Origin of the sequence: Arthrobacter globiformis (genome assembly GCF_046536215.2) — a bacterium.
Lineage (GTDB): Bacteria > Actinomycetota > Actinomycetes > Actinomycetales > Micrococcaceae > Arthrobacter > Arthrobacter globiformis_E.
Map to the genome: position 1 here is coordinate 2,307,639 of NZ_CM143421.1, position 22,088 is coordinate 2,329,726.

Annotated in this window: 17 protein-coding genes and 1 pseudogene; 11 read left to right on the forward strand and 7 right to left on the reverse strand. The window is 66.5% G+C overall.

The genetic code is table 11. The features are described from left to right. Positions 1 to 3 precede the first annotated feature (3 nt). Positions 4 to 1,596 carry an ABC transporter permease gene (locus R5O87_RS10275; protein WP_410555213.1) on the forward strand — a complete coding sequence of 531 codons (1,593 nt, stop codon included), beginning with the start codon at positions 4 to 6 and terminating at the stop codon, positions 1,594 to 1,596. Continuing rightward, positions 1,593 to 2,756, forward strand: a complete 1,164-nt coding sequence (locus R5O87_RS10280; RefSeq protein ID WP_410555214.1) for an ABC transporter ATP-binding protein — start codon at positions 1,593 to 1,595, stop codon at positions 2,754 to 2,756. The genes R5O87_RS10275 and R5O87_RS10280 overlap by 4 nt, the downstream gene beginning before the upstream one ends. A 41-nt stretch (positions 2,757 to 2,797) precedes the next feature. On the opposite strand, the gene R5O87_RS10285 is transcribed toward R5O87_RS10280, so the two are convergent. Continuing rightward, positions 2,798 to 4,492, reverse strand: coding sequence for a glycoside hydrolase family 32 protein (locus R5O87_RS10285; protein WP_410555215.1), 1,695 nt, complete (start codon positions 4,490 to 4,492; stop codon positions 2,798 to 2,800). A gap of 100 nt (positions 4,493 to 4,592) precedes the next feature. Beyond that, entirely contained in the window at positions 4,593 to 5,201 is a 609-nt protein-coding gene (locus R5O87_RS10290; RefSeq protein WP_410555216.1) for a YdeI/OmpD-associated family protein, read from the reverse strand. A 121-nt stretch (positions 5,202 to 5,322) separates the two neighbouring features. On the opposite strand from R5O87_RS10290, the gene R5O87_RS10295 reads away from it, so the two are divergent. The 6 genes from R5O87_RS10295 to R5O87_RS10320 all read left to right on the forward strand — a co-directional run bounded on the left by R5O87_RS10295 (position 5,323) and on the right by R5O87_RS10320 (position 11,193). After that, the gene (locus tag R5O87_RS10295; RefSeq protein WP_410555217.1) at positions 5,323 to 6,051 is read left to right on the forward strand and encodes a VOC family protein; all 729 of its coding nucleotides are present in this window, start codon (positions 5,323 to 5,325) and stop codon (positions 6,049 to 6,051) included. A gap of 117 nt (positions 6,052 to 6,168) precedes the next feature. Further along, complete coding sequence (locus tag R5O87_RS10300) at positions 6,169 to 6,708, forward strand: NUDIX hydrolase family protein (protein ID WP_331571980.1); 540 nt, start codon at positions 6,169 to 6,171, stop codon at positions 6,706 to 6,708. A gap of 85 nt (positions 6,709 to 6,793) precedes the next feature. Then, entirely contained in the window at positions 6,794 to 7,924 is a 1,131-nt protein-coding gene (locus R5O87_RS10305) for a DUF6707 family protein (protein WP_410555218.1), read from the forward strand. Positions 7,925 to 8,016: 92 nt separating this feature from the next. Continuing rightward, complete coding sequence (locus R5O87_RS10310; RefSeq protein WP_410555219.1) at positions 8,017 to 8,742, forward strand: SRPBCC family protein; 726 nt, start codon at positions 8,017 to 8,019, stop codon at positions 8,740 to 8,742. Positions 8,743 to 8,775: 33 nt separating this feature from the next. After that, complete coding sequence (tgt, locus tag R5O87_RS10315; RefSeq protein ID WP_410555220.1) at positions 8,776 to 10,092, forward strand: tRNA guanosine(34) transglycosylase Tgt; 1,317 nt, start codon at positions 8,776 to 8,778, stop codon at positions 10,090 to 10,092. A gap of 144 nt (positions 10,093 to 10,236) precedes the next feature. After that, positions 10,237 to 11,193, forward strand: coding sequence for a type IV toxin-antitoxin system AbiEi family antitoxin domain-containing protein (locus R5O87_RS10320; protein WP_410555221.1), 957 nt, complete (start codon positions 10,237 to 10,239; stop codon positions 11,191 to 11,193). A 77-nt stretch (positions 11,194 to 11,270) separates the two neighbouring features. On the opposite strand, the gene R5O87_RS10325 is transcribed toward R5O87_RS10320, so the two are convergent. Further along, the gene (locus tag R5O87_RS10325) at positions 11,271 to 11,963 is read right to left on the reverse strand and encodes a queuosine precursor transporter (RefSeq protein ID WP_410555222.1); all 693 of its coding nucleotides are present in this window, start codon (positions 11,961 to 11,963) and stop codon (positions 11,271 to 11,273) included. 269 nt (positions 11,964 to 12,232) lie between these two features. Further along, positions 12,233 to 13,639: an MFS transporter gene (locus R5O87_RS10330; protein ID WP_410555223.1), complete on the reverse strand. Its 1,407-nt coding sequence runs from the start codon at positions 13,637 to 13,639 to the stop codon at positions 12,233 to 12,235. 142 nt (positions 13,640 to 13,781) lie between these two features. Between R5O87_RS10330 and R5O87_RS10335 the strand changes: the two genes are divergently transcribed. Next, positions 13,782 to 14,675, forward strand: coding sequence for a hydroxymethylpyrimidine/phosphomethylpyrimidine kinase (locus R5O87_RS10335; RefSeq protein ID WP_410555224.1), 894 nt, complete (start codon positions 13,782 to 13,784; stop codon positions 14,673 to 14,675). 27 nt (positions 14,676 to 14,702) lie between these two features. On the opposite strand, the pseudogene R5O87_RS10340 reads toward R5O87_RS10335, so the two are convergent. Continuing rightward, positions 14,703 to 15,977: pseudogene (locus R5O87_RS10340) on the reverse strand (serpin family protein). A 228-nt stretch (positions 15,978 to 16,205) separates the two neighbouring features. Here R5O87_RS10340 and R5O87_RS10345 point away from each other — a divergent pair. Beyond that, positions 16,206 to 16,418 carry a hypothetical protein gene (locus tag R5O87_RS10345; RefSeq protein ID WP_462836422.1) on the forward strand — a complete coding sequence of 71 codons (213 nt, stop codon included), beginning with the start codon at positions 16,206 to 16,208 and terminating at the stop codon, positions 16,416 to 16,418. Positions 16,419 to 16,527: 109 nt separating this feature from the next. On the opposite strand, the gene R5O87_RS10350 is transcribed toward R5O87_RS10345, so the two are convergent. Both R5O87_RS10350 and R5O87_RS10355 read right to left on the reverse strand, forming a co-directional pair. Continuing rightward, positions 16,528 to 18,276 carry a pyruvate dehydrogenase gene (locus R5O87_RS10350; RefSeq protein ID WP_410555226.1) on the reverse strand — a complete coding sequence of 583 codons (1,749 nt, stop codon included), beginning with the start codon at positions 18,274 to 18,276 and terminating at the stop codon, positions 16,528 to 16,530. A gap of 756 nt (positions 18,277 to 19,032) precedes the next feature. Further along, a complete protein-coding gene (locus R5O87_RS10355; RefSeq protein ID WP_410555227.1) occupies positions 19,033 to 20,547 on the reverse strand; it encodes a helix-turn-helix domain-containing protein in 1,515 nt (504 codons plus the stop codon). Between the two features lie 162 nt (positions 20,548 to 20,709). On the opposite strand from R5O87_RS10355, the gene aceA reads away from it, so the two are divergent. Further along, positions 20,710 to 22,026, forward strand: coding sequence for an isocitrate lyase (gene aceA, locus R5O87_RS10360; protein WP_410555228.1), 1,317 nt, complete (start codon positions 20,710 to 20,712; stop codon positions 22,024 to 22,026). Positions 22,027 to 22,088 lie beyond the last annotated feature (62 nt).

Sequence of the window (22,088 nt, forward strand, 5' to 3'; positions counted from 1 at the left end):
TCTGTGATCACGCAAGTATCGGCTCCGGAGACCTCCGGCAGCACGACGACGGCGGGCCGGGGCAAGCGCCCCCGCCCGCCTTTCGGCGTTTCAACGGTGGCCATCCTGGCCGTGCTGATCGCCCTGTTTTCGCTCCTGCCGCTGGGCTACGTCGTGTTCATGACCGTGGCCACGGGCTGGGACACCGCCATTGAACTGATTGTCCGCCCGCGCGTCGGCGAGCTGCTGCTCAACACCGTGCTCCTGATTCTGCTCACGGTGCCCCTCTGCCTCATCCTGGGCGTAGGCGGCGCATGGCTCGTGGAACGGACCACCCTCCGCGGGAAGAAGGTGTGGGCGGTGCTGCTCGCCGCCCCGCTGGCCATCCCGGCCTTCGTCAACAGCTACGCGTGGGTTTCCGCGGTGCCGTCGCTGCACGGCCTGTTTTCGGGCGTGCTCATCGCTACCCTCTCCTACTTCCCGCTGGTCTACATTCCCGCAGCCGCGACGCTGAGCCGGCTGGATCCCGCCGTGGAGCAGTCGGCCGCGTCCCTCGGCCTGGGGGCCTGGCGGGCGTTTTTCCGGGTGGTCCTGCCCCAGCTGCGGATCGCGATGACCGGCGGCGCGCTGCTGGTGGCGCTGCACCTGCTGGCCGAGTACGGCGCCTTTGCGATGATCCGCTTCGACACGTTCACCACCGCCATCATGGTGCAGTACCAGTCCACCTTCAACGGCACGGCCGGCACCATGCTGGCCAGCGTTCTGGTGTTCTTCTGCCTGATCCTGCTCATCGTGGAGGTCCGCAGCCGCGGCACCGCCCGCTACGCCCGGGTCGGTTCCGGCGCGCAGGCCAGGGCTCTGCGCCTGCCCCTCCACGTGTACCAGGCGCCTGCCCAGCTGGCTCTCCTTGCCCTGACCGTGCTGGCCTTCGGGCTTCCGCTGCTGTTCGTGCTGCGCTGGATCTTCGCGGGCGGCGCCGAAATCTGGGCGGCTGACGAGTTCGTTCCGGCCCTGTGGCAGACCCTGCTCTACGGGCTTGCCGGCGCCGCAGCCACCACCGTTGTTGCCTTCCCCATGGCCTACCTTGCCGTCAGGCATGCCAGCTGGTTCAGCAAAGCCCTCGAACTCTCCAACTACGTGACGAGTTCCCTGCCGGGCATCGTGGTGGCCCTGGCGTTCGTCACGGTCAGCATCCGGCTGCTGCCGGGCGTCTACCAGACGACGGGCGTCCTGGTGGCCGCCTATGTCCTCCTGTTCCTGCCGCGCGCCCTGGTGAACATCCGTGCCGGGCTGGCCCAGGCGCCCAAGGAGCTGGACGAGGCGGCGCAGGCCCTGGGCACTCCGCCGCTGCTGTCCTTCATCCGTGTGACGCTCCGGCTCACCGCCCCCGCAGCGGCCGGCGGCGCGGCGCTGGTCTTCCTCGCCATCGCCAACGAGCTGACCGCCACGCTGCTGCTCTCCCCCAACGGGACCAAAACCCTCGCCACCGAGTTCTGGAGCAAGAGCAGCGAAATCGACTACGCCGGCGCCGCCCCGTACGCCCTGCTCATGATCCTGATCTCGGCGCCCATGACCTATTTGCTCTTCCAGCAGTCCAAGAAAGTAGCGGGACAGTGACCGAACAATCCCCATCCAGGCTTCCGGCACCGCGGATCTCACCGTCCGTGGCGTCCAGCACCAACAGCCACCTGGAGATCGACTCCGTCACCAAGAACTTCGGCCCGCAGGCCGTCCTCAAGGGCGTCAACCTGTCCGTTGCCAAGGGCGGAACCACCGCGATTGTGGGCCCCTCGGGTTCCGGCAAGACCACTCTGCTCCGGCTGATCGCCGGCTTTGAACACCCGGGCACCGGCACCATCTCGCTGAACGGTTCCCCGGTGGCGGGCGACGGCGTGTGGAAGCCCGCGCACAAGCGCCACGTCGGCTATGTGGCGCAGGACGGTGCCCTGTTCCCACACCTGACCGTCGGGCAGAACATCGCCTTCGGGCTCAGTGCGGCAAAGCTCGACGGCGGCCGGCGCGCGGTTAACGCGCGGGTCAGCGAACTCCTCGAGATGGTATCGCTGGACACCGCCATGGCCAAGCGCCGGCCGCACCAGCTCTCCGGCGGCCAGCAGCAGCGCGTCGCCCTGGCCCGCGCACTGGCCCGGGAACCCGAGCTCATGCTGCTGGACGAGCCGTTCTCCGCCCTGGACGCCGGGCTCCGTGTCGCCACCCGGCGGGCGGTGGCCAAGGTCCTGAACGAGGCCGGCGTGACCACCATCCTCGTCACCCACGACCAGGCCGAGGCGCTCTCCTTCGCGGACCAGGTGGCCGTCATGCGGGGCGGCAAACTGGCGCAGATCGGCAACCCGTTCGTGGTGTACACCCGTCCGGCGGACCGCGCCACGGCCGAGTTCCTGGGTGACGCCGTGATCCTCGATGCGTGGATGGAAGGCTCGCTGGCCACCTGCTCGCTGGGCGGGATCCCCGTCCGGCGTCCGCCCGCGCAGGGACGAGTCCAGCTCATGCTGCGCCCGGAGCAGATCCGGATCGCCGAGGACGGGCCCATCCGCGGCGTGGTGGTGGACACCGACTACTTCGGCCCCGAAACCACCGTCCGGCTCAAGCTCGCCGTGCCGCCCAAGCTGGCCGGCACCATGCCGGACCACCGCTATCCCGGCGGCGGCGAAGTGATCACCATCCGGCACTGGAACGCCTCCATCGCCCAGCCCGGCACGGAACTGTGCCTGCGCGTGGTGGGCGAGGCCGTGGCGTTCCCGCTCGAGTCCGCCTGACGGTGCGCTGTGGCCGCTAACGTCTTGCCTGTCCGGCAGGTTTAGCGAGCCGTCAGCGCGGTGGCCAGCGAGGTGTACTTGAACGACTTCAGCGTCAGCTTCCCGCCCGCGGTGGCGGCGCTGACCGACGGCTGCCCGGACTTCGGCAGCACCACGGAGGTCAGTGTCTGTTCGCCGCCGTTCACGAAGACCTCCACCGAGGAATAGTCCACGAAGACAGTCAGCTCTACGCTGCCGCTGCGGGGCGGGCTCTGCACGCTCCTCCGGTCCGTGAACACCGGTCCGAGGGCGTCAGCGCCGGGAACCACTGCCGCCCGGCTCACCCACGCCGTGCCTGCCTCGAAGTTGTAGCCCACCGTGGCATAGTCCGCCCCGCCATTGCCCAGCTTCAGCAGGGCCTCCGTGCCGTCGTCGCCCGCTGCGCGCTCCAGGGTCACATCCAGCCGGTAGGCGCCGCCCGCGGGCGCAGGAAGCCCGCCGGCGCCCTCCGGGGTGAGCGCCCGGCTGTCCGCCGTCTTGGCTTCGCCGTCCAGCGCCGACAGGGCAGGCGTCGGTGTGGAGACGAGCGCCGGCCGGCCCTCCACTGTTTTCAGCCGGATGTCCCGGACGATCGAGTCGGCGCCGCCCTGCCAGTCGGTGGTGGGCAGCTGCCGGGCGTAGGTCCAGTTATTCAGCCAGCCGATGGCGTGGCGGGATGCCATCCGTTCGTTTTCCGGGAGCCGGGGGTCATCCCAGGTGACCGCGGCATAGAAGTCAGCTCCGGCGTCGAGCCACTGGTGTTTGTCATCCGCGGGCGTGAACGTGGTCCCGTCAAAGGTCCCGGTCCAATAGGCCACGCCGGTGGTCCGGCCTTCTTCGGTGCCGTTCGCGCTGGCCGCCAGGACCCAGGTGCGCTTGGCGGGGTCGCCGTCGACGTCCAGTTGGAAGAGATCCGGGCATTCGAGGATCCCCAGTCCCTTCCGCTCGAAGCCGGACGCGTAGCGCCAGTCCTTGAGGTCCTTCGAGGTGTACAGGCCGATCTTCTCGCCCTCGGCCAGGGCCATGACCCACTGTCCGCGGGCTTCGTCGCGGATGATCTTGGGGTCGCGCCAGTGCTTCGCGCCGGGGTTGTCCATGACCGGATTTCCGTCGGCGGCCTTGAAGGTGTAGCCCTTGTCCGTGGAGTAGAACAGCGACTGCCGCTGCACGCCCTTGTCCTGCTGGGTCAGAACGGCGACGACGGCGCCCTTGCCGAAGCCGGCCGTGTTGTCCTGGTCCACCACGGCGCTGCCGGTCTCAATGTCCCCGAGCCCGTTCTTGAACTTCTGGATGGCAACGCCTTCGTCCTTCCAGTGCACCAGGTCCGTGCTGGTGACGTGGAACCATTCGGTGCCGTTCCCCTCGGGGTGGTCCGCGTTGTAGAGGTAGTAGTAGTGCCACACCCCGTCCAGCAGGAAGGGCCGCTGCGGATCGTTCATCCATTCCTTGGCCGGGGTGAGGTGGTAGGAGGGCCGGAACTGTGAAGCGCCCTCGGGCCTGCTGAACGATTTCGGGGCTTCACTCTGCGTGCCGCTGCCCTGGGGTGCGCTGCTTTGGGGTGCGTTGCTTTGGGATCCGGCGGCGCCCGGCGTTCCGCCGTCGTTTGAGCGGCTGGCCAGGCCGATGATCGTCGCTGCGGACAACACCAGAGCCAGGATCACGGCCGCCGCAATCCACCGTCCGCGGGGGCCCAGCGTGCGTAGGGAATACCGCTGCATGTTCGCCGTTCGTGTTGGGGGTTGGCTCCAATTTTAGCGCGGACGGCGTTTTCGATGCCCCGGCAGCCCGTTTCGACGAGCCCCCCCGGCGGACTGATGCTCAGCCAGCGGAGTTCTGCACCGGGCGCTTTTTCTGCGGATATGGCGTCTCGCCGCGCGCCAGCATCTCGACGAATCCGGCGATCTTCCGCTCCCGGGTGGACGCCTGCTTGACCGAGTTGGTGCGGTAGATCAGCGCGAAGCGGTTGACGGACGTGAGCACATCGAACATGGCCTGCGCCTCGGGCACCGCGGCGATGGCGGCAGCAAGGTCCGCCGGGACCTCCGCCGTCGCCGGTCCCGCATAGGCGGCCTCCCAGCGGCCGTCGGCCTTGGCGGCGTCGACGGCGGCCTGCCCGGGGGCGGTCATCTTTCCCTCCGCCTCGAGGCGGGCCACATGGCCCACATTCCGTTCCGACCAGGGGCTCTTGGCACCCCGGCGGGTCATCCGCTGAAGGTAGCTGTCGCCGTCGCGCTTTTTGACCTGGCCGTCGATCCAGCCGAAGCACAGCGCCTCGTCAAGGGCGGCGTCGTAATCGAGTTCGGTGACATTCCCGCCTTTCTTGTGCAGCACCAGCCACACACCGGGGCTGTCGCCGTGGTGGGACTCCAGCCACGTCCGCCAGGCGGCGGCGTCGGACACCAGCAGTTCCTCGAGTTCAACAGCCATGCGGCTATTCTGCCCCGGTTGTCCTGTGATTCAACCGGTGCCGCGCGATTGAAGACGTGGCATCATGGCCATGTCGGCGCCTTATTCGAAGATCCTGGTGTTTCGAGTTCGAGGAGAGAGCATGCTTCGTGTCCGCCCCATCCACTTCACGTCCCGGGTTGACCCCTGGGAGCGGCTCCTCACCGACCTGGGGATGGTCAAATCCACCGATGAGGGCTCCTGGCGGGAATACGACGCCGGAGCGGGCCGGCTCGCGCTGCACCAGGCCGAGCCGGGCGCGGCGGAGGACGGCGTCACGCACTTTGGCGTGGAGGTCGGCGACCTCGAGGAGTTTGCCCGGCGCACCAACCAGTCCGGCGCGGAATTGGACACCTCCTCTGCCGAGCTTGTCCGGGCGGACCACGGCGACACCTGCCGGATCACCGGCGCGGACGGTTTCAGCTTCTTCGCCGACAAGGCAGCCCACGGGGCCAACTGTGCGGACGCGGATCCGGCGCTGGCCGTGGTGGAGGTCTGGTTCAGCGAGGACGTGACAGCCGCCGCCCAGGCATTGCGGGACATCGGCGCACGGTTCCGGCCCGTCCCGGACGACGACGAAACCGCCGACTTCACCGCCAAGAACGGCGGCGTTCTGATGGCACGGCCGGGCACCGGGACTGCGCATGCGGGCCTGGGGTTCGAGTACACCGGGGATCTTGACGCACTGCGGGACCGCCTGACGGCCGCGGGACATGACGTGACGCTGACCGAGGAGGCCTTCGGACGCACCCTGCACGTTGCCCACCCGGACAATGACGGCGCGCCGGGCCAGCGGGCACCCCTCTGGATCTCCGCGAGGCGCCCGTCGTAACGGCTAGGGCCGGAGGCGGCGCACCGAGTGGCGAGATCTCACCGCTTTGGCCGCCCCTAAGCGTTGGGATCTCACGCTTCGGCGGCCGGACCTGCGGCAATGGGGTAAAAATGATTCATGAACGTGCGCACCCCTGACCCCAACCCCGGCTGGCTCTCGGACGAAGATCTCTTCGAAGCCAGAGGCAGGCTCCCCATGGTCTACGTCGAAGCGGTGCCGGTCCGGCTGGACCCGCTCGGGTTCGTGAATGAGGTGGGCACACTCCTGCAGGCGGACGAGGACGGCACCATGGTCCGGTCCCTTGTCTCCGGCCGGGTGCTGTACCGCGAGACCATCCGTGCCGCGCTCCTTCGGCACATGGAAAAAGACCTTGGCCCGCTGGCCTTTCCCCAGCTCCCCATCAGCCCCGTGCCGTTCACCGTGGCCGAATACTTCCCCGCGCCGTCGCACACCGGTTTCACCGACGACCGCCAGCACGCCGTGTCGCTGGCCTACATCATCCCCGTGACCGGCGAATGCGACCCCCGCCAGGACGCCCTGGAGCTGACCTGGATGACGCCCCAGGAAGTGCTCAGCGACGGCGTGCAGCTCGAGTTCACCGGCGGCCGCGGCGCCCTGGTGCGGCAGGCTTTGGCCTACGCCGGCGTCGGCGCCTGACGCCCGGGAGCCCGCGCCTCCCCGACTTCGCACCCTCTCCTTTGTAGACTGTTGGGCGGACCGCAAGAGAACTTAAGGACTCCCGATGAACCACCCTGCAGCTGCCAAGACCTTCCGCGAACAGCAGGCGGGCTCTCTGCGGGCGGGCGACCACCTTCTCCTGCCGGATGGCCAGCGGACCGCGGAAATCCACTCCGTGGAAGTCGAAACCGACGATTTCGGCAGCCCCGCCATCGTCCTGGCGACCCTCACCGGCGGCGGCACGCTGCGCATCGCTGCCGGCTCGTCCGTCCGGATCCCCGCCCCCGCGGTTGACCACCTTCCGTCCGCGGCGGCTGCCAGCAACGGCGCGCTCAAGCCCGCTGCCGCCGTCGAACAAGGCGCCGCAGACAGCGCCGGAACGGCGGATACCCAGACGCCGGACGGTACCGCCCCGCGTTCAGCCGCCTCTACTTCGGACGCCCGGGGGTCCGACGCCGGCACTCCCTTTTCGGTAGTGGGGAACGAAACGGCCGGGGAGCCTGCGCGCACGGCGCCTGCCGCCGTCGTCGTACCTCCGCTGCCGTCCACCACCCCGGTGGTGATCGGCCCGAGCGCCGAAGACCTGGCCCTCATTCCGGAACCGTCCGGAACACCGGAGTCCGTGGTGGAAGCCGTGGCGGAGGCCCATCCGGACTCCGTCGGGGTGCAGCTGCTGGCCGACAAACTGGTCAAGGGCATCAACACCAAGTCGGGCAGCTGCCTGAAGGACCTGAGCGACCTCGCGCACGAGCTGTTCATCATGCTCAAGGACGCCGAGGCGTCGCTGTCGGTGGCCGACCTGCTGAACGTGCTGCCCTTCGACGGCAACCCGGGGCGCTGGGCCTCGGTGGAGGCGTCGCTCGCGCTGTCCAGCTACGTGTGCCGGCAGACGGGGCACAAGGACCGTGCCGCCGTGTACGAGAAGCTGCTCCGGGCGCCGGACAACCAGGAGACGGATCCGTTCAAGGCACGGATGCAGGCCCGTGTCCGGCAGCGCTCACTGAATGAGCCGAACCTGTACGACAAGGAGATTTTCCGCTCCATCGACAACTCCAACCATGAGGCTGAGAAAGAGTGGCGGCGGCTGCGCCTCGAATCGCTGCTGTTCCTGCGCGCCCACGGCGGATCGCAGACCATCAGCGGGTCGGAGCTGGAGCGCCGGATTGCGAACGAGCTGGAGTCCGTGCGGGGCTAACGCTGCGTGGCGTTCTAAGTCCGTACGTCCGCCCGGTTTTCGGCCGGAGATTCCTCTAGCCCGGGCTCCGCCCCAAGTTGTAGATTCAGGCCATGACGAACAATCTCAGCGTTGTGATCAATTCGGACGCGCCGCAGGTTTGGACGATGCTGCGCGAACCCTCGAAAGTCGCGCAGTGGCATGGCTGGGAAGCCGATGAGCTGGCGGCGGAAATCAATGAAATCTACTTCAGCAACAACGTGGTTGAAGGGCCGGACCACACCGAACTGACAGTCAACAACGGTGATGTCTTCGAGCTCAAACCGGTGCCCACCGGAACCGAGGTCTGCGTCACCCGCGCCGGCGTGGACCACAACTCGGAATGGGCCGCATGGGACGAGGACATCACCCAGGGCTGGCTGATTTTCCTGCAGCAGCTCCGGTTCGCGCTGGAACGCCACCCCCACGGCACGCGCCGCACCTGCTACTTCTCTGTCCCCGGGTCGGGCGGCTCCGCCATCGAGAAACTGGGGCTCAAGGACATCCCTGCCGCCGGCGAGGAGTATTCGCTGACCCTCGGCACGGGCGAGGAGATCTCGGGCAGGGTCTGGCACAAGACCAACCACCAGGTGGGGCTCACCGTCCACAGCTACGCGGAGCACGGTGACGGCCTGCTGATCGTTGCCGACCAGCCCGTGATCCCCGAGAAAAGGCCCGACGGCGGCTCGATGGTGATCCTCTCGCTGTACGGTCTCGGCGCGCACAGCATGGAAACGATCCGCTCCCTGTGGGACGACTGGCGCTCTGAGAACTACCCCACATCAGAACCCCTCCAGTGAAGGTTCACCGCTGTTGGCTGGCACACTTGAACAGTGCCAGCCAATCCTGAACCGTCCTCCCCATCTGCACCGGCGCCTGCCGCAACGCCGGCCGGCCGGCAGTCCGAGTTCTCCTTCCGGGTTGGCAAGCGCCTCACGGAAACATGCAGCCCTGCCCCGGAGCAGGAGGACGCCAACGGAGGCGGGTTTCTGGGCCGGACCGGCACCATCACCACCCCGCACGGCGAGATCCAGACGCCGGCCTTCATCGCCGTCGGGACCAAGGCCACGGTCAAGTCCGTGCTTCCCGAGTCCATGGCCGAGCTCGGCGCCCAGGCGCTGCTGGCCAACGCCTACCACCTGTACCTGCAGCCCGGCCCCGAGATCCTGGACGAAGCCGGCGGCCTCGGCGCGTTCATGAACTGGGCCGGGCCCACCTTCACCGATTCAGGCGGCTTCCAGGTGATGAGCCTGGGTTCGGGGTTCAAGAAGGTCATCGACATGAAGTCCGTAGACCAGTCGGGCCCGGACGACGCCGTTGCCTTCGGCAAGGAACGTCTGGCCCACGTGGACGACGACGGCGTGTGGTTCAAGAGCCACCTCAACGGGGACCGCCACCGTTTCTCGCCCGAGATCTCCATGCAGGTCCAGCACCAGATCGGCGCGGACATCATGTTCGCCTTTGACGAGCTCACCACGCTGCAGAACTCGCGCGGATACCAGGAGGAATCGCTGGAACGCACGCGGCTGTGGGCTGTCCGCTGCCTCGAGGAGCACTTCCGGCTCACGGCCGAGCGGGCCGGCAAGCCGTACCAGGCCCTGTTCGGCGTGATCCAGGGCGCCCAGTACGAGGACCTGCGCCGCAAGGCCTGCCGGGACCTCGGTGCCATGGCGTTCGACGGATACGGGATCGGCGGCGCCCTCGAGAAGGAGAACCTGGGCACCATCGTGCGCTGGTGCAACGAGGAACTGCCCGAGAACAAGCCGCGGCACCTGCTGGGCATCTCGGAGCCGGACGACATCTTCACGGCCATCGAGAACGGCGCGGACACCTTTGACTGCGTCTCCCCCACCCGCGTGGCCCGGAACTCCGCGTTCTACACTCCCGACGGCCGGTTCAATCTCTCCGGCGCCAAGTACAAGCGCGACTTCGGCCCGCTGCAGGACGGCTGCGACTGCTACGCGTGCCTGAACTACTCCCGCGCCTACATCCACCACCTGTTCAAGGCCAAGGAAATGCTCTCCGCCACGCTGATCTCCATCCACAACGAGCGCTTCGTGGTGAAGATGGTGGATGACGCCCGGCTGGCGATCGACTCCGGCGACTTCTTCGAGTTCAAGGCCGAGACCCTGGGCCGGTACTACTCCTAGGCTCCCCGGCCCGCCAATTCGACGGTTCCGCGCCCACTAGACGTTGCCGGACGTCTTGCGGGCACGGAACCGTCGAAACGGGCTGTTTCCACATAGGGGTGAGGGTCTCTGGGCCTCCGCTTCCAGAGCGGCCAAGGTGGAAACATGAGCCAACCTTTAGCCGGGCTGCCCGCAAGGGAGAACCTTTGGCGCACCGAGCAACTCCTCCAGCGCGGGCTGAACTCCCGGGCACTCATGAGGCTGGTTAGGGACGGAACGCTGATCCGGGTGCGCCGTGGCTGCTATGCACGCGGCCAATGGTGGACGGACCTGAATCGCTCTGCACGCCGCCGGCAGCTTATTTATGCCCATGCCCACGGCACACGCACGACGTCGGCCGGTGGTTTCGTCTATAGCCACACCTCAGGTGCCAGCCTGCAGAGCCTCCGCCTGTGGGGAGTCGATGATAAGGTCCATCTGACACAAGCTGGGTGTCCGTCGGGTGTTTCGCACGGGCGCGACGTGGTGGCCCATACCGGGCGTCTGGGCAGCCGTGAGGTGACCTTTGTGGATGACCTCCCGTGCACCTCGCTAGAGCGGACTGTAGTGGACTGCTGCCTGATGTTTAACGTGCGCCAATCCCTGATTCTGGTGGACCACGCCGCCCGTCTGGGGGCCGACCTGCACCTGCTGCGGGACTACTGCACCGCGTTGACGGGGCGCAACGGCGTCATGGCATTGCGCCGGGCGCTGGAGTTGGTGGACGCCCGCTCCGAATCTGCCGGTGAGAGCCTGACCCGGGAACTCATTCATCGACTCAGGATCCCGCCGCCCGAACTCCAATTCGTTGTACGGACACCCTTCGGCGAACACCGTCTGGACTTTGCATGGCCTGAACAAAGGGTGGCTCTGGAGTTCGACGGCAAGACAAAGTACTTCGATTACCGGCCCACAAACGAGGTCGTGTTTCAGGAGCGCCGACGAGAAAAGGCGCTCATGGAGCAGGGCTGGTCTTTCATCCGGATCGAGTGGAAAGACCTCTTCCGGGAGCAGGAGTTCAAGTACCGGTTGCTGCGGGCGCTGGACCAGTCCGGGCCGTTTCGACGGTTCCCTGCCGGCTAGACGCTGCAAAACGTCAAATGTACACGGTTCCGTCGAAACGGCTGCAGCCGGCGACCGGCCAAGTACACCCCGCGGGACTACGCGTAGCTCGGTTCGCGCTTCTTGACCCAGCCGATGGCCAGAGTTGTCACGGGAACGAAGAGGAACTCCACGAGGGTCTTGTAGAGGAAGCCCACCAGCACGTAGTTCACGAACATGCCGAAGTCGCTGATGCCGATCACCGGGGCCGCGATGCTGCAGAAGATCAGCGTGTCCACGAATTCCCCCGCCACGGACGAGCCCATGATCCGCGCCCACAGCGATTTTTCTCCGGTCCGGGCCTTCATCCGGACCAGGATCCACGAGTTGATCGTCTGCCCGGCGAAGAACGCAAGGAGCGAGGCCAGCACGATCTGCGGCACCGGGCCGATGGCGCCTTCGAGCGCGGCCTGCTTGGCGGTGCCGAAGTCGTCGTCGAACCCGGGCAGCGCAATGATCACCCAGTAGCAAAGTGAAGCGAACACGGACAGCACGAACGTGGTGACGATGGCCTTCCGCGCCACCTTGAAGCCGTAGACCTCACTGATGACGTCGCCCAGGATGTACGCCAGCGGGAACAGGAAAAAGCCGCCGTCCGTGACGATGGGGCCCAGCACCACGCCCTTGGAGGCCCCGATGTTGGACAGGATCAGCACCACGGCCATGACCGCAAGCATGATGCCGAAGTACGGGGACCCTACCGAGGCGAATTTCGGCGCGGATGTCGGCAGGGAGGACTGGGCGGTGGCCATGGTGTTCCATTTCGTAGTGGTTCGCCAGGCTGCCTGCGCCCCGCGGAAGGCGAAGCGGCAGCCGGCTGTATTAGCACTGGACGGGTCCCGCCGGCTGGCCGCCGAAACCGGCCTCCATTCTCCCATCATTGCCGTCACCGCGGATGGTGGACTCGCGTACGGCAAAGCCCGGGAACGGACGACGGCGGGCTGCCGCCCCGGGGACCCAAAGGTCACCGCGGTGCCGGCCACCCGCCGTCGTGCTTTATTGCCATATTCGTGTTTGGAGGTCAGGCATTGACGAAGTCGTCGTCATCATCCTTGCGCGCGGCGCCCGCCGGGACGCCCGACGCAGCCGCGCCGGACCATGCGTGGCCCTGCTCGCGGTCCAGGTGCGTGGTCTTCTTGTTCTTCAGCGCGAAGATGTAGACCAGCAGCGACACGCCGATCGCGACGGTGACATAAGTGAAGAAGAGGTCCACCTGGTCGGCCTTCTGCAGGGCGGCGCCGATCAGCGGAACAGTGCCGCCGAACAGCGAGTTGGCGATTGCGTAGCCCAGGCCGACGCCGAGCGCGCGGATGGAGGCGGGGAAGAGCTCGGCCTTCACGAGGGCGTTGATGGACGTGTAGCCGCCCACGATCAGCAGACCGCCCATCATCAGCAGGAACGCCGTGAACGGGTCCTTGGTGCCGGCCAGCGCGGAGAGCAGCGGCCAGGTGAACAGGACGCCGGTGATGCCGAACCAGAGGAGCAGCGGCTTGCGGCCCACCTTGTCCGAGATGATGCCGTAGACGGGCTGGAGCAGCATGAAGATGAACAGCGCCCAGAAGTTGATCACGGATGTGTCGGTCTTGGCGATGCCGGACGTATCGTTCATGAACTTCAGGATGAAGTTGGTGTACGTGTAGAAGGCCACGGTGCCGCCCAGGGTCACGCCGATGCAGATCAGCAGCGGCTTCCAGTGCTGCGTGAACAGCAGCTTCAGGGTGCCGGGCTGGGCTTCGCCGGATGTGGCAGGAGCCTTGGCCGCCTGGACCTGCTCCTCGGAAACCGTCTCCTCCATGGAGCGCCGCAGCCACAGGACTACCAGCGCTGCAACGCCGCCAATGGCGAACGGGATGCGCCAGCCCCATTCCTTCAAAAGGCCGTCGCCCAGGGAGTTCTGCAGGACCACGAGAACCAGCAATGCCAGCATCTGGCCGCCCACGAGCGTCACGTACTGGAAGCTGGAGAAGAAGCCGCGGCGCCTGGAGGTGGCAGCTTCGGACATGTACGTGGCGCTCGTGCCGTATTCGCCGCCCACGGAGAAGCCCTGCAGAACACGGATAAGGATCAGCAGGACAAGGGCCCAGATGCCGATGACGTCCTGCGTCGGGAGGATGGCGATAGCGAAGGAGCCCGCGGACATCAGGGTCACGCTGAGCGTCAGGGCAGCCTTGCGCCCGTTGCGGTCGGCGTACCGCCCGAAGAACCAGCTGCCGATCGGGCGCATGAGGAACGACGTCGAGAAGACCGCCATCGCCTCGAGCCCGGCCTGCAGCTCGTCCTTGGAATTGAAGAAGTGTGCCTGGAAGTACGCCGCGAAGACTGTATACACGTAGAGGTCGTACCACTCCACGAGGTTGCCGGCGGAGCCTTTGAGGATGTTGCCGACCGCCCGGCGGGTTTGTGCTGCTTCTGACAGTTGGGTGCTCATCAGTGAACCTTCCTGGACTTGGCGCGGAAAGAAAGCAACGCCGCCCGCCACCCTATGGCCTGCCAGGGAGACCCCCGTGCGTTTTGGTCATACTGTTCATGAGCACAATGCTGGCTTCGTCCGGCGATGGCAGGATAAGTGCATGACTTCTACCGCGTTTGACTCCACCGCCTTGGCGTCCGAAACCGTGTCCGACGCCGCATCCGGCACCACGGCCGCTCCCGCCGTCGTCCTGACCATCGCCGGTTCGGAGGCGACCGGCGGCGCCGGCGCCCAGGCCGACCTGAAGACATTCCAGGAACTGGGCGTCTTCGGCATTGCCAACCTCACGTGCATCGTGTCGTTCGACCCGAACAATGAATGGAACCACCGCTTCGTGCCCGTGGACCAGGAAGTCATCGCGCACCAGCTGGAAGCAACGACGGCGGCCTACGGTGCCGCTTCCGGCGCACCTTCCGTACTGGACACCGTGAAGATCGGCATGCTGGGCAGCCCGGCCACCATTTCGACGGTGGCCGGCGCGCTGTCCTCAGGGGCGTTCGCCAATGTGGTGCTGGACCCGGTGCTGATCTGCAAAGGCCAGGAACCGGGCCAGGCGCTGGACACTGACCAGGCGCTGAAGGCACAGATCCTGCCGCTGGCCACGTTCGTCACGCCCACCCACTTCGAGGCCGAGTCCCTGTCCGGCCTCGAGATCACCGACGTCGAATCCCTCAAGGCCGCCGCGGTCCGCATCCACGAACTGAGTGGAGCCGCAGTCCTGGCCAAGGGTGGCGTTCGCCTGTCCGGGCCCGACGCCGTCGACGTCTTCTACGACGGCGAAACCCTCGAGGTCCTGAGCGCCCCGAAGGTGGGCGAGGTGGCCGTCTCCGGCGCCGGCTGCTCACTCGCCGCGGCGGTGACGGCCGAACTGGCCAAGGGAGCTACGCCACTGGAGGCAGCGCGGAGGGCGAAGGAATTCGTGACCGCGGGCATCCGCAACCGGGTGGCCTCCGGTGCGCCGTTCGACGCGCTCTGGCAGGGCGGCCCGCGCTAAGCCCGCGAGTGGCCTGCGCCAACACCGTCAGGAGCGGGGGTCTGCCACCGTCCCCATGAAGAGCGGCAGGCCGGTGTCAACGTGCACGATCTGGTAGTGGAACGGCCGGTCGAATTGGATGGTGTGCTCGGGCCGGGGCGGCGCGCTGGTCACCCTGCCGTTGATCTGGGTTACCGCGGCAGCCACGGTCCCCTTCTCGGCCACCGTGATGTTGGCTGCCTGCGCGGCCTGCGTGACGGTCATTCTCGGCTGGATGGCGTTGAAGTCCTCGGTGGTGGTGAGGGTCTTCTGCAGTCCGTGGGCTTCCAGGACCCGGCGGAGGTCGAAGCTGGATTTGTGGTCCCAGCGGGGCAGCTGAATCTGCACCGTCTGCACCGGCGCGGCGTCCAGGGTATCCGCGATTTCCCCGAGTTGTGCCGTCCCGGGCGAGGCATCCGTCCCGGCCTCCGGCAGGACCAGCCGCATCACGAAGCCCTCGGCGTAGGGCAGGTCCACGCCCCGCCAACCGCGGCCTTCCGCCTACTTAATTTCCAGCAGGTTATGCATGGCCGGGACGTCGATCTGGTCGCCACCGACGAGGGTGAAGGGCTCATCGGACGTGGAGCTTGGGTCGAACGGGGTCTCCCAGGCCGCCGCGAAGTACACGGAGTTGAGCAGGCTAAACGTGTTCCGGGGGTCGTACTTCGCCGGGGCTTCCTTGATCCGGCCGCCGGTGTTCCTGTCCACCCAGGCATCGATCGCGGGCTTGGTTGCGCCCTCGTCACTGAAGTCCACCGGATAAACGCCGGTTCCGTAGTGCCTGGTAAGCGTGGCGAGGAATGATCCCCCCGTTGGCACGCCCTTGTCCACGAACATTCCGTTGGCGGCATGCATTACGGGCTTCCGCGGCGGGTTGTCTTCGTCCACCGCGCCCGGATCGCCGTCGAACTTCGCCAGTGACGCGAGCAGTGCATTCATGGCCTCATCACGCCTGTCCACTGGAAGACCCAGCACAGCATCCAGCTCTGCAGCCGTTTCCCCGGATGCGCCGGCGCGAAGCATCGCAAGAGCAACCAGCGTGCTTCCGGGCGAGGACACCACGTTGCCGCCCGCACCGTCACCGCCGTCGGCCAGCAGTGCCTCGCCCAGGCCGAAGGCGGAGTCCCGGAACGCGCGGAACTCGGCGGCGTAAGCCGGGCCGTCCACCACAACGCGCTCCACGCCGTCGGCCTTCAGCATTTCCGGCACCGGCGCCGAACACGCCGTCGCGAGCGCCACCGCGGCCGAGGCCGCCACCATTTTGGCCATTCGAATCCTGTTCATTGCAGTCCTCGGCTCATCCGGAGAACACCCTTACGTCCACAGTCAACCAGCGAGGTCTGACAGTAACGATGCCTGGCCGGTCACGTTTTGCCGTCGGTTCGGTCTCACCCCTCCGACGCTCCCTCACTTCCTGCAACGTTTTCGGCAACGCTCTCTCAGTCGCGGGCGTATCCTCGAGGCATCCCGGCGGATCGTGGAGGAGCGGCATGGCCCGGCATTTCGACAGCGTTGACGAGTACATCGCGCAATTTCTATTTCGCGGGCTGGGCGCACCATGTTTCGGTGTATCCGGTACCGGCGGGCGACGACGACTTCCGGGCTGACATCGCGCCGTTCCGGGCCGCAAAGGGCACGCTCAAGTTTTCGCTCGGCAAGCCGCTCCCCTACGACCTCATCGAACGGACGGCGGAACTGCTCGCGGCCGAGCGCCGGGGGCGGTAACCACCGTCTGTACCACCCGCCGTCGAACGCGTACGACGGCGGGAGGCGACGACGGCGGCACGGCCCTCCGGCCGTCCTGGGCACCTACGCCCGGGGGACCTACCGCCCGCTACCGCCGCGGAATGTTCCGGAGGTTGCTGCGCGCCATGCTGACGGCCTCGCCGGCGCCACGGTTGAGGACCACCTTCGACATGGCGGTGGCGAACCCAAGCACCTGCGAGCCGGTGATCTTTGGCGGAATCGACAGTGCCTTGGGATCCGTGATGAGCTCCACCAGCGAGGGCCCGGGATGGGCGAAGGCCTCGCGGTAGGCGTCCTCGATCCGCGCGGGATCTATAACCCGGACGGCATGGAAGCCGAGCGCGCGGGCCACGGCGGAATAGTCGGCGTCGGGCACGTCCACGCCGAAGTCCGGCAGGCCGTCCACCAGCATCTCCAGTTTCACCATGCCCAGGGTGGAGTTGTTGAAAACCACCACGTTGACCGGCAGCCGGTGCGCGGCAACGGTGATGAGCTCGCCGAGCAGCATGGACAGGCCGCCGTCGCCCGACACCGAAATGACCTGGCGTCCGGGGTATGCCAGCTGCGCGCCGATCGCGTGCGGCAGCGCATTGGCCATGGAGCCGTGCAGATATGAGCCGATCAGCCTGCGGGTGCCCAGCGGGTTGATGTAGCGGGCGGTCCACACATTGCACATGCCCGTGTCTGCGGTGAAAACGGCGTCTTCGGCCGCCACCTGGTCCAGCAGGGACGCCGCGTATTCCGGGTGGATCGGCTGCTTCTTTTCCACCTTGCGGGTGTAGGCGCCCACGGCCTTGTTCATCAGCTTGTCGTGCTTCTTGAGCATCTGGTTGAGGAAGCGGCGGCTCTTCTTCTGGGCGAGCAGCGGCATCAACGCGGAGAGGGTGGGCAGCACGTCGCCGTGGACGGCTATGTCGACGTCGGTCCGCCTGCCCAGCCTGTGGGCTGCACGGTCCACCTGGGCGGTGCGGGTGCCGGGCAGGAACTGATCGTAAGGGAAGTCGGTGCCGAGGAGCAGCAGCAGGTCTGCGTCCTCGATCCCTTCCGCCGCGGCACCGTAGCCCAGCAGCCCGGTCATTCCGATGTCGAAGGGGTTGTCGTACTGCAGGAAGTCCTTGCCGCGCAGGGTGTGGCCGATCGGCGCACCGATCAGTTCCGCGAGCGCAACGACCTCGTCATGGGCTCCCTGCGTGCCGGCTCCGGCGAAAATGGCAACCTTGTCCGCCGCGTTGATGGCATCGGCGAGTTCCTGGATACTTTCAGGTGCCGGCGTGAGCGTGGCGGGCCGGAACTTCGCGGGCAGCGGCGTTTCGCCGGTGGCCTCCAGCCCGGCGATGTCGCCGGGCAGGGTGACGACGGCGACGCCTCCTAAAGCGACGGCGTGCTGGATGGCGCTGTGCATCACCCGCGGCCCCTGCTCCGCCGTGCTGATGAGCTCCGAGTAGACGGAGCATTCGTTGAAGATCCGGTCCGGATGGGTTTCCTGGAAGAAGCCGCTGCCGATCTGCTTGCTCGGAATATGCGAGGCGATGGCCAGAACGGGCGCGCCGGAGCGGTTGGCGTCGTACAGGCCATTGATCAGGTGCAGGTTGCCGGGGCCGCAGGAGCCGGCGCACACGGCAAGCTTTCCGGTCAGCTGTGCCTCGGCCGCGGCGGCGAAGGCTGCGGCTTCCTCATGCCGGACATGGATCCAGTCAATGCCGCCCTGCTTTGAGCCGCCGGTCTGGCGGACGGCGTCAACGATCGGATTGAGGCTGTCCCCGACGATTCCGTAGATCCGCTGGACGCCGGCGGCCTGGAGTTGTTCGATGAGCTGGGTGGCAAGTTCCTTGGCCATGGGTGCACGCTCCCGTGATCAGATTGGTGGGCTGAGTGGTGGGCTGACAAGGGCCAATATAGTCCGCCGACCGTGGGCGCGGGTTTCAGCTGCAGGACTGGTGGGCCCGTTTTCCACATACGCATTCGACCCCATGGAGTCCCGGTGTCCCCGCTCTTAGCGTGGTGGAAGGCAATCTGCCTGTCTCCCTATCCACAGTAAGGATCGATGTTGGCCAACAAATCACGCCGCCGCCAGACAAGACGGACCGCCCGGAGTGGGCACCAATCCGTGCGATACGACCCCAAGCGAGTTTCCCCTGCTCTGCTCCAGGGTGACCAGGAGTTGGGTTCACTATTCGCCTTCCTGGCGTGGCACCAGGAGTACGGGATACTGCCCGACGCTAACCCCGTCCTGGTGACACTGAAAGCGTTCTTTCCGATCTACGCAGAGCTGTCTTCCGGCGCCCCAGTGAGCGCAATGGATCCCAGACTGGTTGCTCAACATGTCCAGTCACTCGAAGATCGAGATCCCGAATTCGCTGCCTATTTCTGTGCCGTCCTGTTTGAATACATGCACTTCCTGAAGGACTCGGACCGCTGGTCCGGCACGGAAGAATGTCATCGGGTTTTGCATGGCGTGCTGTATCACGGGATGCTCAATGAAAAGTTCTCCCCCATCGCGTGGCCGTGCACGAGGACCGGGAGCAGTCAACAGGCCTCCGCCAGGAGCGCGTAAGCGTCTGGGAGAACCCGCAGGATCTGCGAGAGCGGTCGGTCAGCTCCCCGAGTGGGCCTGCAGGAACGTGTACACCTCGGTCTCGTCCACGCCGGGGAAGGCGCCCGGGGGCATAGCCGCGAGCAGGTGGGAGTTCGCCCGGGCCGAAGGCCAAGCATTGCCCGCCCACTCCGATGTGAGCGCGGCCGGCGGGCGCTTGCAGCAGTTCGGGTCGGGGCAGTTGGACGTTGCCCGGGCCGTCGTCTCCCGGCCGCGGAACCACTTCACGTGCTGGTACGGGACTCCAATGCTCAGCGAGAACTGCCCGCTGGCCGACCGGTCCGTGCGTGCGGTGCACCAGTACGTGCCCGACGGCGTGTCCGTGTACTGGCTGTAGGCGCTGAACTTGTCGGGCACATCGAACACGGCGCGGGACGTCCAGGCTTTGCACGACGGCTGCCCCTCGATGGCGCCCGTGTGGTCCTGCGGGAAGTTCACGCCGTCGTTCTCGTAGGCCTTGTATATGATCCCGCTCTGGTGGGTCTTCTGGAAATGGGTGGTGATGCCCAGGTGCTTGGTGGCCAGGTTGGTGAAACGGTGCGCCGCGGTCTCGTAGGACACGGCAAACGCGTCGCGGATGTCCTCCACCGCGATCTCCTTCGCGGCCTTGGCTTTTTGCAAAAATTCCACGGTTGCCTGCTCCGGCAGCAAGAGCGCCGCGGCGAAATAGTTGGTCGCCACCCGCTGGGCCAGGAAATCGCCGTAGTTGCGGGGCGTTTCGTGGCCCAGGACGTAGTGGCCCAGGGCCTGCAGGAGCACGGAGCGGGGGTCGTGGTCCTGCCGTTCGCTCTGCGTCAGGTAAATTTTGCGGTTCTTCAAATCGGTCACCGAACGGGTGGAATGCGGCAAATCGCCCACGTGGTGGAGGGTGAATCCGAGGTGCTCCGCGATGTCCGCGATGACGTGCTGGCTCAAGGGACCGGTGGTGTAACCCACCTGCTTGAGCACCTTCTGAGCCTCGGCCTCGTATTCCGGAAAATAGTTCCCCCGTTCACGCATCATGGCCCGCAGTTCACCGTTCGCGCGGCGGGCTTCCTCCGGCGTCGCCACCTGCTCGTTCATCTTCCGTTCGAGCTCCTGCAGCAGCCCCACCTGGGCCTCCAAAACATCCATCGGCAACCGTGAGCTGATGCGGATTTTGGGCAGGTTCAGGGATTCGTAGAGCGGTCCGCGCTGGTAGCGTTCGAGCTCAATTTCCAGGCCCGCCCGGCGGCTTGGCGGCTCGGCTCCCAGCAGCTGGTCAATGCCGACGCCGAGCGCACCGGCCAGGTGCTGCAGCAGCCCCAGCTTGGGTTCCCGCTTGCCGTTCTCGATGAGGCTCAGCTGGCTCGGTGCGGTTCCGACGGCGGCACTCAGGTCATCGAGCGTCAGGCCGGCCTGCTTGCGCAGGTGCCGGACGCGGCGGCCCAGCGCAATGACGTCCAGTTCCGCCGTCGGCGCGGACGACGGCGGCGGCGAAACTTCCCTGTTCCAGCTTGAAGGCGACATTTCTGAAGAATACGTGAAGAAACGCATTTCTTTCCAGCTTTTTCCTCTAGAAAGCGCTTTGAAAGTGCAGAAAAGTAGGTGTCACGAAGGAAAACCCCTCCCGGATACTGGCCGGACCTGCAAAGGCGCAGGGACGGCCGGCCCGGAAAATCTTCCCGGAATGGCCCGGGAGCTAACAAGGAGACAAAGATGACTGCAGCATTTGAGCCCACCCAGCAGACGCCCGAACAGCAGGCCGCCGCACTGGAGCTCGAGTGGGCTGCCAACCCGCGCTGGGAAGGCGTCACTCGGGACTACTCAGCCGCCGACGTCGTCCGCCTCCGCGGCCGGGTCTCCGAAGAGCACACCCTCGCCAAGCGCGGTTCCGAGAAGCTGTGGAAGCAGCTCACCGAGGAGCACAAGGAAGGCAAGTACACCAACGCCCTGGGCGCCCTGACCGGAAACCAGGCCGTGCAGCAGGTCAAGGCCGGCCTGCGCGCCATCTACCTTTCGGGCTGGCAGGTGGCCGCCGACGCCAACAACTCCGGCCACACCTACCCGGACCAGTCCCTGTACCCGGCCAACTCGGTCCCCACCGTGGTCCGCCGCATCAACAACGCCCTCCTGCGCGCCGACCAGATCGAATTCTCCGAAGGCATCCAGACCGTCGAGGACTGGCTGGTTCCGATCGTTGCCGACGCCGAGGCCGGCTTCGGCGGCCCGCTGAACGCCTACGAGCTGATGAAGTCCATGATCCAGGCCGGCGCCTCGGGCGTGCACTGGGAGGACCAGCTCGCCTCGGAGAAGAAGTGCGGCCACCTCGGCGGCAAGGTCCTGATCCCCACCCAGCAGCACGTCCGGACCCTGAACGCGGCCCGCCTGGCAGCCGACGTCGCCGGCACCCCCACGGTCGTCATCGCCCGCACCGACGCCGAGGCAGCCACCCTGATTACCTCCGACGTCGACGAGCGCGACAAGGAGTTCATCACCGGCGAACGCACCCCGGAGGGCTTCTACAAGGTCCGCAACGGCATCGAACCCTGCATCGCCCGCGCCAAGGCCTACGCCCCCTACTCCGACCTGATCTGGATGGAAACCGGCACCCCGGACCTGGAGCTGGCCCGCAAGTTCGCCGAATCCGTCAAGGCCGAGTTCCCGGACCAGATGCTCTCCTACAACTGCTCACCCTCGTTCAACTGGCGCAAGCACCTGGACGACGCCACCATCGCCAAGTTCCAGCGCGAGCTCGGCGCCATGGGCTTCACCTTCCAGTTCATCACCCTGGCCGGATTCCACGCCCTGAACTACTCGATGTTCGACCTCGCCCACGGCTACGCCCGCGAAGGCATGAGCGCGTACGTCGAACTGCAGGAAAAGGAATTCGCCTCCGAGTCCCGCGGCTACACCGCAACCAAGCACCAGCGCGAAGTCGGCACCGGCTACTTCGACGACATCTCCACTGCGCTCAACCCGAACGCATCCACATTGGCTCTCGTGGGATCCACAGAAGAAGGCCAGTTCCACTAACACTTCCCGACGGCGGCGGTCGCCTTCGGCCTTCGGTCCGGCATCGCTCTGCCTGCTATTCC